This is a genomic window from Roseovarius litoreus (genome assembly GCF_900142765.1).
Taxonomy (GTDB): domain Bacteria; phylum Pseudomonadota; class Alphaproteobacteria; order Rhodobacterales; family Rhodobacteraceae; genus Roseovarius; species Roseovarius litoreus.
Map to the genome: position 1 here is coordinate 12,738 of NZ_FRCB01000002.1, position 14,948 is coordinate 27,685.

Sequence of the window (14,948 nt, forward strand, 5' to 3'; positions counted from 1 at the left end):
ACTGACATGTCATACACGGTGAAATTGGTGGTGGGACTGATCGGCACGGCGCTGCTTTGCGTGTTTGTCGGTGGCCTGTCGCAAAGTATCTCTTCGGGGTTCGCGGGTTTCATGGGCGGCTTGCCCTTTATGTTGATCGCCATCTTCATCTGCGCCATGGCGGTGTATGATTTCTGGGACGAGTGTGTTCGCAAGAAATGACCAAGAAACGCCTCTGGATTACCCGCCGCCTCTCCGACGCGACGCTGGAGCGTGCCGCACGCGATTATGATGTCGTGATCAACCATGCGGACACACCAGGAACCGCCGAGGACCTGATCGCGGCGAGCGCCGAGTTCGATGCGATCATTCCGTGTCACTCGGAACATTTCACAGCGGATGTTGTCGCTCAATTTGCAGACCGTTTGCAGATTGTGGCCAACCATTCAGTCGGTGTCGACCACTGCAATTTGCCCGCTCTCAAGGAGCGCGGAATCGTGGTGACGAACACGCCGGATGTATTGTCTGATGCAACGGCGGAATTGGCCATGCTGCTGATGCTGGGTGCGGCCCGGCATGCTGTTGCCGGTGACCGGATCGTACGGACCGGGGCATGGGACAGCTGGTCGCCTGCCTTCATGGTCGGTAAACAGGTGACTGGCGCGCGTCTTGGGATCATCGGGATGGGCCGCGTCGGCCGTGCCTTTGCGGCCAAGGCGCGTGGCTTCGATATGGATGTGCATTATTTCAACCGAACCCGCCTGACAGACGGTCAGGCCCAAGGCGCGACCTATCATGAAACGGTCGAAAGCTTGTTGGAGGTTTCGGATTTCCTGTCCCTGCATTGTCCGGCCACGCCCGAAACGACCGACCTGATGAACGCAGAGCGCTTTGCGATGTTGCCCGATGGGGCTGTGATCGTGAACACCGCGCGGGGTGCCTTGGTGGATGAAGATGCCTTGATGGCGGCTTTGGACACAGGCAAGGTGGCGGCTGCGGGGCTTGACTGCTTCAAGGTGGAGCCGGGCGGCAACCCCTTGTTTTCCAAGTATGAAAATGTCTTCATGCTGCCCCATATCGGCAGTGCGACGCGGCAGACACGGGACGCCATGGGCTTTCGTGCATTGGACAATCTGGATGCGTTTTTTGCAGGAAAAACGCCACGAGATCTTCTCTGACAGGTTGAGAATGTTCTGAGCGTATAGGGTTGGTCTCCGACATGGGGACTTGCCCCATACGCGTCGGATCAAACAACACATCGGACTTGGCGTGCTGCGCCTATTGTTTCACTTGTGCTCTTCATACTCTTCTCGCAGATTGTCCTTCGGATGACCCGGTTGATCAGATGGGTCTGACCGGGCAGGGCTGAAAGGTAATACTGCGATGGCACATTGGACAGGCGAGGCTGAACCTGGACACCCCTGGTGGTGGGAGGCAGCCCCGCCTGTCCCGGATTCTGATGATCTTCCAAAGACTTGCGATGTTCTGGTCATCGGAGCGGGCTATACGGGGCTATCTGCCGCCATCGCCGCGCATGACTGCGGCGCGCAGGTCGTGGTGGTCGACGCAGGGGTGCCGGGGCAGGGCGCATCGAGCCGCAATGGCGGGATGTTCGGGGCGCATCCGAGGTTGGGTTGGAGCGAATTGGAGCGCAAGTTCGGCGCTGCGACGGCGGATGCCTTGTTTGCCGAGGCGAAGCCGGCGTTGGAGTGGACCCGCGGGCTGATCGAGGCCGAGGGGATCGACTGCGATTTTCAGCAGACCGGACGCATCCAACTGGCATGGACGCCGGGACATTTCGAGAACCAGAAGCGGCTCGCGAAAAGCGTTCAGGACAAGAGCGACGTTGCCGTGCACCTTGTGCAACGTGCTGATCTGAATAAGGAAATTTCGACCGATAAATATCACGGGGCGATTGTGTTCCCCGAGCACGGCGCGATCCATCCGGCCAAATTCCACCGCGGGCTTCTCGAGGCGGTGAGGCGTAGGGGGGTGCCGGTGGTGGCTCATGCGGGGGTTACGGATCTGCGCAGGGAGGGGGCGGGGCGGTTCCGGGTGAAGACGGCGAAGGGAGAGCTGCAGGCCGAGAAGGTCATTCTGGGCACGAACGGCTACACGACAAAGCCCTTCGGATGGCATGTACAGCGGGTGTTCCCGCTTCCTAGCTATTTGATTTCAACAGAAGAATTGCCCTCGAACCTGATCGGTCACCTGGCGCCGGGGCGGCGGATGATGGTTGAGACGAGGGCGAGGCACAGCTATTTCAGGATTTCACCGGATGGCAAAAGGGTGCTGTTCGGGGGGCGGGCGTCGATGCGGGATCTGCCCATCAAAACGGCCGCAGAACGGCTGCACGAGACCATGTCGGGCATCTGGCCCGAGCTGCGCGACACGAAAATTTCCCATGCGTGGTATGGGTTTACCGGATACAGCTTTAACCACATGCCTCAAGTCGGAGAACAGAACGGGATATTTTACGCAATGGGGTATTCCGGGTCGGGGACGGTGATGGCGCCTTATCTGGGGGCGAAGGCGGCCTATTTGGCGATGGGTGATGCGCGCGCCGAGACGGCTTATGCCAACACCTTGTTCAAAAAGCATTTTCTGCACCAGTTCCAGAAACCGCATTTCCTGAAGGCGGCTGATCTTTACTATCGGCATTGGGTCGACCGGGTGGAAAACTGGCAAGCGCGTTGAGTACAACCCGTACGAAACCACCACGCGTTCAGGACGAAACATGGAGCAAATCCGCGAAATTGTGTCCACAACTCCCGAAACCGGCCCATGCGACGGGTCCGACAGCCCCGGCGGCAAAAGGTGACAGGCCCGACATTCGCCGCCATCATGCCGGAAAAGAATCTCGTCAACGGGGGGACAGACAGCCATGGCGGTGACCATATGCAGGATGGTGGTGATCGGGATCACCGCGCTTTACCTTTTCGCGCTGGCGTATTTCGTGATCGGCACCTACGGCCTTTTCGGGCAGGCGCCCAATCCGCTGGCGGGCGTGTTCCTGTTGCCGCTGGGGCTGCCTTGGTCGCTGCTGCTGACCGGGTTGCCGGAGACAGTGCGGCCTTGGGCGCTGGTGGCGGCGCCGTTGCTGAATATCGCGTTTTTCACGGTGATGTGCCGGCGCACGGCGGCACGGGTCCGCGCCGGGAAAAACTGAGCAACCGCCGGGGTGTCGGGTGATCCGGCGGGCAGGGGGCACGTTTTCCGCATTTTCCGCCTGTTGCGAAATTTAGGCGATTGCCTGACCGATTTTGTGGGGTATGGTTCCCGAACAAAAATAAGGGAGGTTACCATGTTCAACAAGGTTGTCTGCACGGCAGTTGCGATTGCGGCTCTGTCCACATCGGCGGTTGCGGCGGAAAAGATGCGGATTTCTCTGCAATTGCCGCTGACCAGCCATCTGGGCGAAAACCTGGTGCTGTTCGAGAAGGAGGTCGAGGCGCGTACGGGAGGCGCGATCGACGTGGAGATCTATGACAGCGCCACGCTTTACCGCGACAAGGAAGTGCCTGCGGCGGTCGGCTCGGGATCGATCGAGGCGGGCGTTGCGTCGCTCACGCAATATGTGGGCGATGCGCCGGTGGTCGATGTGTTCTACATGCCGTTCCTGTTCAACACCGAGGACAAGGTGCGTGCCGCCGTGGCCGAAGGGTCGGTCGTGCGCACCGTGATCGAGGAAGAGGTCGCCAAGACCGGAGGGGAGATCCTGTTCTGGCAGGCCTATGGCGGCGCGGTGATGCTGTCGAATGGCGGGCCGATCCGTAACCCTGACGATCTGAAGGGCAAGAAGGTCCGGGTGTTCGGCAAGACGCTGGGTGATTTCGTCACCGCGGCGGGCGGTGCGCCGACGCTGATTTCGGGGTCGGAACAGTACCTGGCCTATCAGCGCGGCACGGTCGATGTCGGCATGACCGGCGTCTCGGGCGTGAAGTCGCGCAAGCTGTGGGAGGTGATGGATACGATCACCGTGACCAACCACGCCGATATCGAGTTCGTCGTCGTCGTCAACACGGAGTGGTTCAGCGGGCTGTCGCCCGAGATCCAGGGCCATATCCGCGATGCCGCCGCCGTGGCGCAGGAAGATGTGCGCAACCGCATGTCGCAGATCGAAGCGGACGCTTTTGCCGCTGCGGAAGAGAACGGCATGACCATCGTGCAGCTGACGGATGAGGATCTGGCTGCATGGAAGGCTGTCGCACAGCCGGTCTATGATTCGTATCTGGCTGCCGCCGGTGAAGCGGGCAAGAAGATCCTCGACTCGGTCGGAGCCGGCGGCTCCTGATCCATAACGTGGCAAGGGTGGTCGGGCGGCCCGCATGGGCCGTCCGCGCTCTCGTGCGGATAAAGGTTTCATGAATATCATCACCCGAATCTCGCTCGCGGCCGGGGTTGTTGGCGCCCTTCTGATGGCGGCGACCGGCGCGATGCTGACCTATGAGGTCGTGGCGCGCTATTTCTTCATCAAGCCGACGATCTGGGCTGCCGAGCTTAGTCAGATGTGTCTGATCTGGGGGTGCTTTCTGGCGATGGCGCAAGTGCTGACCCTGCGGCGGCACATCACGGTCAATGCGGTGACCAACCTGTTGAGTGTGAAGCTGCAGAAGATCTGCGCCGCGCTGGCGCTGATTGCGGTGATCGTCTTTTCGGTCATTGTGGCCTATTGGGGCTGGGACATTTTCCATGACAGTTTCGTCAGGGGCCGCACGACGGGGTCGTTGATGAATTTGCCGATCTGGATCACCGAGCTGTCGGTGCCGGTCGGCTTCGCCTTGTTGGCGGCGCAGTCGGTGGTGGAGCTTGTTCGCCTGCCGGGCGATAGCCATCCCGGACTGGGGAGTTCACACGAATGACGATCCTTTTCATCCTTGGCTCGCTTTTCCTGCTGTTGCTGCTGGGTGTGCCCGTGGCTTTTGCGCTTGGCGGCATCGGTCTTGGGATGCTGCTGGCAGGGGGCTTTTCGCCGCTGATGGCGCCGCAGGCGATTCTGGCGACGCTCGACGGGTTCATCCTGTTGGCGGTGCCGCTGTTCCTGCTGATGTCGAATGTTCTGCTGAAAGGCGGGGTGGGGCGCGATCTTTTCACAGCGGTGCAAGCCTGGGTCGGGCATTGGCCCGGAGGGCTGGCGGTGGCGACGATCCTGAGTTGCGGGCTGTTCGCGGCGATTTCGGGATCATCGGTGGCCACGGCGGCGACGATCGGCACGGTGGCGATCCCCGAGATGATCAAGCGCGGCTATGAGAAGCGGTTCGTCTATGGGTTGCTGGCGGCCGGGGGCACGCTGGGCATCCTGATTCCGCCGTCGATCCCGATGATCGTTTACGGCTTTGTCACCGAGCAATCGGTGATCGCGCTGTTTCTTGCCGGGATCGGGCCGGGGATCGTGCTGGTCACGCTGTTCGTGATCTTTGCGATGCTGCATGCGCGCTTCACCTCGTCCTATGTGCCGATGGAGAAGGCGACTTGGGCCGAGCGGTGGGAGGCGTCGTTCCGGGCGCTGCCGTCGGTGGCGCTGGCGGCGCTGGTGGTGGTGGGGCTGTATTCGGGGGCGTTCACGCCGACCGAGGCGGCGGCCATCGGTTTCGCCGCCGCATTGGCGATCACGGCGTTTTGGTTGCGGACCCTGACATGGGAGGCGCTGTGGAGTGCGATCCGGGAATCGGCGATCACTACGGCGGCGATCCTGTTGATCGTGGCGGGGGCCAAGGTGTTCGGCAAGGCGATCGCGCTTTACCGCATTCCGCAGGAGATCTCGGGGTTCATCGCCTCGGCGATTGACGGGCCGATCATGTTCCTGCTGGTGGTGTGCTGTGTGCTGCTGCTGATGGGGCTGGTGTTCGAGGCGCTGTCGATGATTCTCATCATGACGCCGGTTCTGTTGCCGGCGGCGATGGGGCTGGGATTCGATCCGATCTGGTTCGGGATCTTCATGGTGATCATGGTGGAATGCGCGCTTGTCACGCCGCCTGTGGGGTTGAACCTGTATGTGATCCAGTCGGTCGCGCGGGCGACGCTGGCGGATGTGTCGCGCGGGGTGCTGCCGTTTCTTTTGCTGATGCTGCTGACGGTGGTGATCCTCTATCTGGTGCCGGGACTGGCGCTTTATATTCCTTTCCAATGGTGATGCGATGACCAAGGCCGAAACGCTGCGCCGCCTCTTGGCGCAAGACATATGCCACGTGATGCCCTGCTGCTTTGATGCGCTGTCGGCCAAGCTGATTGCGCAGGAGGGGTATGATCTGACGTTCATGTCGGGCTTTGCCGCCTCGGCGAGCCGGATCGGGGCGCCCGATCTGGGGTTGATGAGCTATGGCGAGGTGGTGGATCAGGCGCGCAACATCGCCGATGCGATCCCCATTCCGCTGATTGCCGATGGCGATACGGGCTATGGCAACGCGATGAATGTGCGCCGGACGGTGGCGGGGTTCGCACGGGCGGGCTGCGGGGCGATCATGATCGAGGATCAACTGGCGCCGAAACGCTGCGGGCATACGCCGGGCAAGGCGGTGGTCGGGCGGCAGGAGGCGTTCGACCGGATCCGGGCGGCTGCCGATGAGCGCGAGCTGCTGCGCGCGCAGGGGGGCGATATCCTGATCCTCGCCCGGACCGATGCGCGGCATGAACACGGGCTGTCCGAAGCGATCGACCGGGCGACGCAGTTTGCCGAGCTGGGCGCGGATATCCTGTTTGTCGAGGCGCCCAAGACCGTCGAGGAGATGCGGCAGGTCTGCGACAACCTGCCGGGGCCGAAGATGGCCAATATCGTCGAAGGGGGCGAGACGCCGGATCTGCCGGTGGACGAGCTGCGCGATATCGGGTTTTCGATTGCGGCCTATCCGCTGTCGCTGATGGCGGCGGCGATGCAGGCGATGGTCACGTCGCTGCGGGGGATGCGCCGGGATGAACGGCCCGGACAGATGGATTTCAAGGAATTGCGCCACCGGATCGGGTTCGATGCGTATTACGAGACCTCGGAGGCCTATGCCTCGTCCCGGCGGGAGTAGGGGCTAGCGGCAAGGATGCAGCGCACAGGTTGAAGAAAAGCCCCCCGGAGCGATCCGGGGGGCTTAGGGTTTACGGGCCTGGTGGCGGGAGGGTTATTCCTGCGCTTCGCGTTCGAAGACCCGTTTGAGGCGTTCGGGGCTGCGGGCTGCGGCCTCGTCTTCCTGCATCTCGCGTTTCTCGATGCGGGCTTGCAGGATGTGGAAGCCGAGCCAGAAGGCCACCCCGATGACGAAAAGGATGAATTCCGTTCCCACCATCGGGTAGATCGGTCCGAGTTGCGACAGGTCCGCGCCGGACCAGCTTTCGACGAGTGTTGTGGACATGGGGTCTCTCCTCAGGTCAGCAGGCCAAGGCGACGCGCCTCGGCGATGTCGGCTTCGGATACTTCGATGGCGTCCATCTCTTCACGCAGTTCCTCGGACATATCGAGGCCCACCAGCTCGACCGCTGGCGGCACGCGCAGGATGCCCATCATCGACAGGATCTTGGAGACGATGAAGGCAGGGATGAAGCCCAGCACGATGAACATGATGCAGGCGCCAAGGAATTGGCCCACCGGATTGATGGTGGCGACCTCGGCATGGTAGCCCGCCGTGGCCGGGTGACCCCAGAGCACGAAACCGCAGATCACGAGGCCAATGAAGCCCGCATAGCCATGCACCGCGACCGCGCCCACCGGATCGTCGATCTTGAACCGGCGTTCGACCCAGAAATGCAGCTTGTAGGCACAAACGGCGCCGACGCCGCCGATCAGCATGGCCTGGATCGGGTGATAGAGGTCATTGCCCGCAGAGGCGGTGATGATCCCCGCCAGACCGCAGGAATAGGTCCAGAACGCTTCGCCGCGCGAGACGACATAGCCTGCAAGCATTCCGCCCGAGAGCGACATCAGGAAGTTGAAGACGATCGCCGACAGGGTGGTGGGCGTGAGGTAAATGGTGGTTGCGGTGAAGGTGCCTTCGGCAGCACCGATTGCGCCCGAGCCGATGATCGGCACGTTGCAGGCGACATAGAAGCCCCAGAAGCCGCAATAGATCATGAACAGACCGATGGTCACCAGCCACTTGTTGTGCGGGTTGATGTTGCGGGGTGTCCCGTCGGGGGCGAATTTGCCGATCCGGGGGCCGAGCACGCAGATCACGCCAAGCGCGAAGCCGCCCGCGATGGCATGGATCACACCCGAGGCATAGGCATCGTGATAGCCCAGTTGCGTGACCATCCAGCCATCGGGATGCCAGCCCCAGGCCGCGTCGATGATCCAGGTGAAGGAGCCGATGACCACCGCGAGGATCCAGAAGGCGGTGGGGCGGATCCGTTCGATCGTGGCACCCGACACGATCGAGGCCGCAGTCCATGAAAAGAGCAGGAAGGCTGCCCAGAACACACCGTTGAGGCGCGACCAGAAGCCGTTGCCGAGATCGGCGCCATAGCCTTGGGCCGATTCAAGGGCCGGTCCGGGGCCACCGAGATGCGTGCCCATCAGTTCGGACCACGGCACGGCATGGTCGGATTGCGTGAGGCCGCCGGTGATGCCGGGACCGTTGGGGAAGGCGAAATAGATCCACCAGCCGAAGAAGAAGAACGTCACGGTCACCAGTGGGATGAGCATGGTGTTCTTCATCAGGGTATGGATGTGGTTCTTGTGCCGTGTGGCGCCGACTTCGTACATGCAGAAGCCGACATGGATCAGGAACATCAGGGGGATCGTCACCCAGTAATAGAACTCGGTGAAGATCACCGTCAGCGCGCCGATATCGGTGTCCATTCAATTGTCCTCCCGTTGGACTGCTTTTGTTGGGGTGGGCGGGGTTATCCCCGCTCTGGTTGGGCCAGTTTTGGTTCACTGGCAGAACCGATGTTAACCCACATTCGTTCTTTTTCCGACTATTTTTTAATCTTTAGCGGCTATAAAAGATGCGTAAGGGAATGATCTTTGGGGATTATTCACTAAGGTGAAAATATTTTCCTGAAAAATCAAATGACTACCCAAAGGGCCCGGAGAGGCGGGAAGAGCCGGTTTTCTCGTCGGCCCTGTGGTGTGGGGCGCAGGCGGGCTGAGGCCGGGCGGCAGGGGCCACTGGTCAAGAGCTGCCGACTGCCTCAGGATTGTGGAGAGAACGGGGTGAGGTGACTCGGGAAAGGATCGGACGGATGAGGGCGGACCAGACGGGGCGAGGCGCGGCATGATCGCCAAACGCTTTGACGAGGATGCGGCCTGCGGAATGCTGGTGGGGCTTGCGGTGGGCGATGCGCTGGGCGCGGGGGCCGATGGCGTGGCGCGCGCCGAGCTGGAGCCGGTCACCGGGCTGCGCGGCGGCGGGCGGCACGATCTGGCGCCGGGGCAATGGGGGGCCGCCACGGCGATGGCGATGTGTCTGGCGCAGATGTTGCGCTCGGCCAATGGCTGGGACGCGGAGGATGCGATGCGGCGCTATCTCAACTGGCGCGATCACGGGTACCTGTCGGCGACGCGGCGGTGCTTCGGGATGGATGCGGCGAGCGTCGCGGCGCTGCGGGGGTATGAGGCGACGGGCAACCCGTATTCGGGGCAGGGCGCGCCCGAGGGAGAGGGCGGCGGAGGGATCATGCGGCTGGCGCCGGTGGTGCTGGCCTATGGGGCCGAGGTGGCGCCCGCGCAGGCGGTGGCGCAATTGCAAAGCCGCATGACCCATGCCGCGCCCAAGGCGCTGCAGGCGGCGGCCAATCTGGCGCAGGTGATGGTGAGCGGGGATTTTTCGCCTCTGCCGCGCCCGGATGCGCCGCCCCATGAGGTGACCGACGAGGTGACGAGCCTGTTGCACGCGGCGTTCTGGGCGCTGGGACAGGCGGATGATTTCGCGGGTCAGGTGCTGGCGGCGGTCAATCTGGGCGGAGAGGCGGCGCGCGCGGGCGCCATCACCGGGCAATTGGCAGGGCGCTTGCATGGGCTGTCGGGTATTCCGGCGGCATGGCGGACGGGCCTTTACGATCACGACAAGATCCGCGTCGCGGCGGAAGATCTGCACGCGATGCGACCCATAGACATGTAGCACCGGACAGAAAGGCGACTGAGCATGGCGATATTCGATGAGGACCTGTTCCTGAAAGGGCTCGAGCAGCGCAAGGCGACGCTGGGGGCGGAGTATGTGGAGAAGAACCTTGCGGCTGCGGACGAGTTCACGCGGCCCTTCCAGGAGGCGATGACGGCGTGGTGCTGGGGATTCGGCTGGGGCGATGAAGTGATCGACGCCAAGACGCGCTCGATGATGAACCTCGCCATGATCGGGGCCTTGGGGAAGATGCATGAATGGGAAATCCATTGCCGGGGCGCGCTGACCAACGGGGTGAGCCGTGAGCAGATCCGGGCGATCTGCCATGTGATCGGGATCTATTGCGGGGTGCCGCAGGCGCTGGAATGTTTCCGGGTGGCGCGCAAGGTGCTGGACGAGGGCTGAGGGCGGCAGGGGATCGGACGCGTACGACTCGGGGCTTCGGGGCGCGACGGGCGGCTGGACACGCCAGAGTAGCCGGGGGGCGGCATGTGCAAGCGAAAGGGGTCCTGCGCTTTGAAGGAAAAGAGAAAAACAGCTGATTTGGGCGGTTTCCAGCCCAAGGCGTGGCGAGTGTGTGGTTTAAACGTCACAGACCGGACAACAACCGGCCGGGGCTCGGCGGGTTCGTTGACACTTAGGGGGTGTTTGCCTCATTTCATTTTCCAAGCCGTTTCCACTCCGGGACGCGGTGGAACTTGAAACACTCTGCTTTATGGAGGGACACCTTGAAAAAGCATCTTCTCGCAACGACCGCAGCCATCACGATGGTCGGCGGCGCAGCTTCGGCTCAGGACTGGAACCTGGACTGGGGTGGGTACTACAACATGGACGTCCTGTACAACGACGCCAGCGGCAACCAGGTTGCTGCCGCGGCTGATCTGGACGGCATCAACATCCACCAGAACGGTGAAATCCACTTCACCCCGTCGGTGACGCTGGACAACGGCATGACCTTCGGCGTCGTCGTCGAAATGGAAGCAGCAAACGCCGGTGGCGGTGCTGACGGTATCGACGAGTCGTACATGTTCATCTCGAGCGACACGATGGGTCGCGTTGAAGTCGGTTCCGAGAACTCGGCCGGCTACAAGCTGAGCGTCGGCGCACCGTCGGTTGGCTTCGGCATCAACTCGCCGTCGCCGTCGGCCTATCACCCGACCGCGTTCCTGCCGCCCGCAGGCGCGTTCCCCCTCGGCCGTAACGCCATGGGTTCGTCGGCAACTGAAGTCGCCGGCAACAACGACACCGCGCGCATCAGCTACTACACGCCGAGCTTCAACGGTCTGACCCTGGGTGTGAGCTATGCACCGGGCAACACCAACACCGCAAACTCGGGTCTGGTTAACCGCAATGGCGGTCTGAGCGACATCTTCGACATCGGCGTCAACTACAGCCAGTCCTTCGGCACCGTTGACATGACCCTGTCGGCACGCTGGGGCACAGGCGACGGCGGCAAAAACTTCGCAGCGATCGCACCTGGTCTCGACGGCGTCGTCGGCACCGCGGACGACATCCTGACACCGGCGCTGGTTCAGCCGGGCGATCCGGAAACCTGGGCCGTTGGCGCACAGTTCTCGACCGCAGGCTTCACCTTTGGTGGTAGCTATGCCGAGAACACCACTGGTGCTCTGTTCGGCGTCGGCGACACCGAAGGCTTCAGCCTGGGTGTGACCTACGACATGGCAGGTCCGTGGCGCATCGGTTTCGACACCTACCAGGGTGAGCGCAAAGGTGCTCTGGCGGCCTTCGGTCGTGAGAAGAGCGAGTACGTTGCGTACCAGATCGGTGCAGAGCGTTCGCTGGGCAACGGCGTTGCATGGCGCATCTACGCGATCGACTCGGAAACGTCTTCGGCGACCCCCTTCACGGTCAAGCAGACAACCAAGTCGACCACCGTGGGTACCGGTATCCGCCTGACCTTCTAATTGAAGATCACGCAGACCTAAGGGAAGAGCGGGCAAAAGCCCGCTCTTTTCTTTTTTATCGGCTGGAAAATCGCGGTCTGCGGCTATAGGTGTAAACGGCTTGCGCGCCGCCCCGAATGACCATCCGGCTGAAGATGTGACCCCATGAAGAAAAGCATAGTCTGGCTGGCCAGCTATCCCAAATCCGGCAACACCTGGTTGCGGTCCTTTCTGGCCAATTATCTGGTGAATGCGGCCAGCCCCGTTCCGATCAACGAGGTGCACAAGTTCGGTCTGGGCGACAACATCACGCAGATGTATCGCCGGGTCGCGACGGGTCCCGTCGATCTGAACGATGTGGAGGCGTCGGTCAGGTTGCGGCCAAGGGTTCTGGCGGCGATTGTGGCGAACAATGCCGATGTGAACCTGGTCAAGACGCATAACATCAATCGCGATATCTATGGTGTGCAACTGATCCCGGCGGAGGTCACCCGCTCGGCGATCTATGTGATGCGCAACCCGCTGGACATGGTGTTGAGCTATGCCAAGCATACCGGCCAGACGATCGAAAAGGCCGCGCAGGATATTTGCCATCCCCATAACGGCACAGCCCCTTACGAGAAGAACGTGGCAACCTTTCTCGGGTCTTGGTCGGATCATGTGAAAAGCTGGACACAGCCTTTGCCCTATCCGGTTCTGGTGCTACGCTATGAGGATATGCTGGCCAAACCGGCAGAGGCCTTTGGCAAGGTGGTGGAGCATTTCGGAATGACGGTCGATCAGGAGCGTCTGGAGCGGGCCATCCGGCATTGCAGTTTCGACGAGTTGCGCAAACAGGAAGAAAAGTCCGGCTTCATCGAGAAGTCCGAACATTCCGACCGGTTCTTTTCGAAAGGGCAGGCGGGGCATTGGCGGACCGAGCTGGACCCCGAATTGGCCCGGACCATCCGCCAGTCGAACAAGCGCATGATGAAGCAATACGGGTATTGGAATGACTGACCTTCACCGCATCATCTGGCTGGCGAGTTACCCCAAATCGGGCAACACCTGGATGCGCAGCCTGCTGGCGCATTACTTCATGCCCAAGGGGGCGGCGCCGGATATCAACAACCTGCGGCAGTTCACCACCGGCGACAGCCGGGCGGATTTCTTTGCGGCGGCGGATGGCGGCACCTACAAGGCGCAAGGCATCGAGGATTGGCTGAGGGTCAGGCCGAAGGCGCTGCGTCTGATCGCGGCGAGCAAGCCGAACCATCATTTCGTCAAGACGCATTGTCAGGCCATCGAATTTCTGGGCGAGCCGCTGATCCCGAACGATGTGACGGCGGCGGCGATCTATATTCTGCGCAATCCCTTCGATGTGGCGCTGAGTTATGCGCGCCATACCAGTTCGGATCTCGATACGGCGATCGAGCGGATGGGCGCGCCCGACAATGTGATGAGTTCGCCCAACCATACCTATGACGTGCTGGGACGGTGGGACGATCATATCGACACATGGGCGAATGCGCAGGGCCTGTCGGTGCATGTGGTGCGCTACGAGGATCTGCTGACCAAGCCGGGGCCGACCATGCGAAAGCTGCTGGAGCGGTTTCTGAGGGTCAAGGTGGATCAACCGAAGCTTGCCTATGCGATCAAGAGCACCAGTTTCGAGGCGATGCGGCGTCAGGAAGAAAAGCTTGGATTTGCGGAAAGGCCCGCAGGTATGGCACAGTTCTTTGCCAAGGGGCAGGCCGGAGCATGGCGCGAGGATATGACGCCGGCGCAGGTGGCCCGGGTGCGGGAGCTGTTCCTGCCGGCGATCGAGCGGTGGTATCCTGAATTGCGCAAAGAGACGGCCGACATGGCCGCGCGGGTTTGAAGGAGTGATTTACATGCGGACCACATTTGGACTTGTTGCGGCACTGGTGCTGACCGGATGCACGAGCGTGCAGGATGCAGGTGTTGCAAGGCTGGGCAATGCGCCGGTGCTTGGCGGGGGCAGCTATGAGAGCGGCGGCGGTCTGACCGTGGCGGCGGATGTGCGCGAGCGCAATGGTCTGGCGGTCGTCTGTGGCGTCTGGGCGCAAAGCCTGCAGCAAAGTGTGCTGAGCAAGGGGGCCGAGGCGAGGGTTCTGGGATCGGGCAGCGTGTATATTGGGGATCGGGCTGCGGTGCGTGGGTTGCTCTTCATGAACGAAGTGGCGCCTGCGGACAGCTATGCCGGGGCGATGGCCAATTGCGTGCAGACCGACCTGCGCTGGAGTGAGGCGGATGCGGCTGAGCCGGTGACGATACGCCTGCCGAGGCAGCTGATCTATCGCGATGCCGATGATGACGGGGTGATCGAGATCTATTTCGAGCCGACCGGACCCGGAGCGGGAGAGACCGCCCTGCTGGACACGGTGATCGAGGGGGTGAGGGCAAAGTCGGGCGGCTGAACGCCTGAAGAAACCCCTTCAAGCGTTTGATCTTGAAGGGGTTTCCTGCCTCTATATCCGGGCGTCGTCAGTTGCGGAAGCAGTAGATCGCCCCACCATAGATCACCGGCGCATGTGCCGGGCAGGCGCCGCGAAAGGCTTGTGCGGGTGCTGCCCCTGCAGGGCCGCCGCGGCCAAGACGCTCATCGGCGCAGGCGTTGATCCAGGCGGCATCCTCGACCGACACGCTGCCATGGGGCAACAGGCGCATGACGGTCTGTCCGCCCCAGGGCGTTTCCACATAGGTCGCCTGCAGCCGGGGCCAGCCGCGACGGCCGAGATCGCCCTTGCATTCGACGAGCGCGTTGCGCTGTTCGGTGACGGTCAGGCGCGCGGCGGCATCGGATGCGCTGGCCATGTCGGCCATCTGGGCGAGAATCAGGGCCGAGCCGGCCAGGGAAAGGGGTTTTGCGAAAGCACGCATGATGGCTTCCTTCCAAAATAATGAATGGGTGAAATCTCAACCTGGCCCGATATGGCAGAGGGCGGGCGTCATACCTGCAACTATAGAGGGACGATACCGCTTTGGGTTAGGGGACGAAACCCGAAAACACGCCAGGGGC

Annotated in this window: 17 protein-coding genes; 14 read left to right on the forward strand and 3 right to left on the reverse strand. The window is 62.0% G+C overall.

Going from position 1 to position 14,948, the window contains the following annotated elements:
- Window positions 1–6: 6 nt before the first annotated feature.
- The 8 genes from F3H35_RS04260 to F3H35_RS04295 all read left to right on the forward strand — a co-directional run bounded on the left by F3H35_RS04260 (window position 7) and on the right by F3H35_RS04295 (window position 6,992).
- Window positions 7–201 carry a hypothetical protein gene (locus F3H35_RS04260; protein WP_149778413.1) on the forward strand — a complete coding sequence of 65 codons (195 nt, stop codon included), beginning with the start codon at window positions 7–9 and terminating at the stop codon, window positions 199–201.
- A complete protein-coding gene (locus F3H35_RS04265; protein ID WP_149778414.1) occupies window positions 198–1,157 on the forward strand; it encodes a 2-hydroxyacid dehydrogenase in 960 nt (319 codons plus the stop codon). The genes F3H35_RS04260 and F3H35_RS04265 overlap by 4 nt, the downstream gene beginning before the upstream one ends.
- Before the next feature lie 205 nt (window positions 1,158–1,362).
- Window positions 1,363–2,676: an NAD(P)/FAD-dependent oxidoreductase gene (locus tag F3H35_RS04270; RefSeq protein WP_223228306.1), complete on the forward strand. Its 1,314-nt coding sequence runs from the start codon at window positions 1,363–1,365 to the stop codon at window positions 2,674–2,676.
- Window positions 2,677–2,863: 187 nt separating this feature from the next.
- Window positions 2,864–3,148 (forward strand): hypothetical protein, encoded by a 285-nt coding sequence (locus F3H35_RS04275; RefSeq protein ID WP_007818315.1) that lies wholly within the window; start codon window positions 2,864–2,866, stop codon window positions 3,146–3,148.
- Window positions 3,149–3,283: 135 nt separating this feature from the next.
- On the forward strand, window positions 3,284–4,273 hold the full coding sequence (locus F3H35_RS04280) for a TRAP transporter substrate-binding protein (protein ID WP_149778415.1): 990 nt from the start codon (window positions 3,284–3,286) through the stop codon (window positions 4,271–4,273).
- Window positions 4,274–4,343: 70 nt separating this feature from the next.
- Entirely contained in the window at window positions 4,344–4,841 is a 498-nt protein-coding gene (locus F3H35_RS04285) for a TRAP transporter small permease (protein ID WP_149778416.1), read from the forward strand.
- A complete protein-coding gene (locus F3H35_RS04290) occupies window positions 4,838–6,112 on the forward strand; it encodes a TRAP transporter large permease (protein WP_149778417.1) in 1,275 nt (424 codons plus the stop codon). The genes F3H35_RS04285 and F3H35_RS04290 overlap by 4 nt, the downstream gene beginning before the upstream one ends.
- Before the next feature lie 4 nt (window positions 6,113–6,116).
- Window positions 6,117–6,992, forward strand: a complete 876-nt coding sequence (locus tag F3H35_RS04295; RefSeq protein WP_149778418.1) for an isocitrate lyase/PEP mutase family protein — start codon at window positions 6,117–6,119, stop codon at window positions 6,990–6,992.
- 93 nt (window positions 6,993–7,085) lie between these two features.
- Here the strand turns inward: F3H35_RS04295 and F3H35_RS04300 are convergent, their stop codons facing one another.
- On the reverse strand, window positions 7,086–7,316 hold the full coding sequence (locus F3H35_RS04300) for a hypothetical protein (RefSeq protein ID WP_149778419.1): 231 nt from the start codon (window positions 7,314–7,316) through the stop codon (window positions 7,086–7,088).
- Between the two features lie 11 nt (window positions 7,317–7,327).
- Window positions 7,328–8,758, reverse strand: coding sequence for an ammonium transporter (locus F3H35_RS04305; protein ID WP_149778420.1), 1,431 nt, complete (start codon window positions 8,756–8,758; stop codon window positions 7,328–7,330).
- Window positions 8,759–9,176: 418 nt separating this feature from the next.
- Here F3H35_RS04305 and F3H35_RS04310 point away from each other — a divergent pair, with 418 nt between their 5' ends.
- The 6 genes from F3H35_RS04310 to F3H35_RS04335 all read left to right on the forward strand — a co-directional run bounded on the left by F3H35_RS04310 (window position 9,177) and on the right by F3H35_RS04335 (window position 14,346).
- Window positions 9,177–10,022, forward strand: a complete 846-nt coding sequence (locus tag F3H35_RS04310; RefSeq protein WP_149778421.1) for an ADP-ribosylglycohydrolase family protein — start codon at window positions 9,177–9,179, stop codon at window positions 10,020–10,022.
- Between the two features lie 24 nt (window positions 10,023–10,046).
- Window positions 10,047–10,427, forward strand: a complete 381-nt coding sequence (locus tag F3H35_RS04315) for a carboxymuconolactone decarboxylase family protein (RefSeq protein ID WP_149778422.1) — start codon at window positions 10,047–10,049, stop codon at window positions 10,425–10,427.
- Between the two features lie 323 nt (window positions 10,428–10,750).
- Entirely contained in the window at window positions 10,751–11,947 is a 1,197-nt protein-coding gene (locus tag F3H35_RS04320; protein ID WP_223228307.1) for a porin, read from the forward strand.
- 144 nt (window positions 11,948–12,091) lie between these two features.
- On the forward strand, window positions 12,092–12,925 hold the full coding sequence (locus F3H35_RS04325; RefSeq protein WP_149778423.1) for a sulfotransferase domain-containing protein: 834 nt from the start codon (window positions 12,092–12,094) through the stop codon (window positions 12,923–12,925).
- A complete protein-coding gene (locus F3H35_RS04330) occupies window positions 12,918–13,787 on the forward strand; it encodes a sulfotransferase domain-containing protein (protein WP_149778424.1) in 870 nt (289 codons plus the stop codon). Before F3H35_RS04325 ends, F3H35_RS04330 begins: the two co-directional genes overlap by 8 nt.
- A 13-nt stretch (window positions 13,788–13,800) precedes the next feature.
- On the forward strand, window positions 13,801–14,346 hold the full coding sequence (locus F3H35_RS04335; protein ID WP_149778425.1) for a hypothetical protein: 546 nt from the start codon (window positions 13,801–13,803) through the stop codon (window positions 14,344–14,346).
- Between the two features lie 67 nt (window positions 14,347–14,413).
- On the opposite strand, the gene F3H35_RS04340 is transcribed toward F3H35_RS04335, so the two are convergent.
- Window positions 14,414–14,809: a hypothetical protein gene (locus F3H35_RS04340; RefSeq protein WP_149778426.1), complete on the reverse strand. Its 396-nt coding sequence runs from the start codon at window positions 14,807–14,809 to the stop codon at window positions 14,414–14,416.
- Window positions 14,810–14,948: the final 139 nt, after the last annotated feature.